Source organism: Streptomyces specialis, assembly GCF_001493375.1.
Taxonomy (GTDB): domain Bacteria; phylum Actinomycetota; class Actinomycetes; order Streptomycetales; family Streptomycetaceae; genus Streptomyces; species Streptomyces specialis.
Window position 1 is genome coordinate 1 of sequence record NZ_LN929892.1, and the last position, 826, is coordinate 826.

General features: G+C 75.3%; 1 protein-coding gene. It reads left to right on the forward strand.

The window, feature by feature from the left end; translation table 11 throughout:
• Positions 1-280: 280 nt before the first annotated feature.
• The gene (locus BN2279_RS09795) at positions 281-550 is read left to right on the forward strand and encodes a DUF1876 domain-containing protein (protein ID WP_059008322.1); all 270 of its coding nucleotides are present in this window, start codon (positions 281-283) and stop codon (positions 548-550) included.
• Positions 551-826: the final 276 nt, after the last annotated feature.

Sequence of the window (826 nt, forward strand, 5' to 3'; positions counted from 1 at the left end):
GCCCTCGCTCTGTGTGGGAGCCAGCGCCTTCGTGTGCCAGCGCCCCCCGGCCCTGCCAGGTCCCGTTCTCCTGCCTCCCCCCCGCTCCCCGCTGCCTCCGTCCCCCCCGGGTCCTCCGTCCTTCCTGCCCCGGCCGGGCCGGGCCCGCGCATCAGGCGGCACTCCGGCCCCGTCACGGTGACGGGGCTGGCGTGACGCCTGATGTGCGGGCCCGGTCCGGCCGGGTCAGGATGGACGGAGCACCCGTGGGGGACGGAGGAAGAGGGAAGCGAGGAGGATCATGGAGACCGAGACCTGGCACGTCCGGGTGTCCATCGACTCCGAGGGCCGCCTGACGCGCGCCGAGGCCCGCCTGACCGACAAACCGGACACCGTCCTGGTCGCCGAGGGCATGGCCCGCGCCAACCCCGCCGACGAGAACGTGCCCGCCATCGGCCGTGAACTCGCCGCCGCCCGGGCCCTGTCCGAGCTGTCCCACCAACTGGCGCACCTGACGGTCCAGGACATCGAGTCCCGCACCCACCGCCCGGTCACCCACCTGCGTACGTGAGACGCGCGGCGAGTGCCGCGTCCGCCGGGGCACCGCCGGGGAGAGCCGACCGTATTCATGGGATGATCGGGTGGTTCCTGCGAGACACCGGAGAGGTGCATGAATCAGCCCGGCCGGCACCCCGAGGCCGCTCCCGACTCCTCCGACAGATCCCCGGCCGCGTCGATACCGGGCCCCCGCCACCCCGCCGGGCCCGCCTCCGCGGTCACCGACCGGCGCGTCGCCCTGGCTCGGCCGCGCGGGGCCGGACGGCTGCTCGCTCTCCCCCCAGGTGGG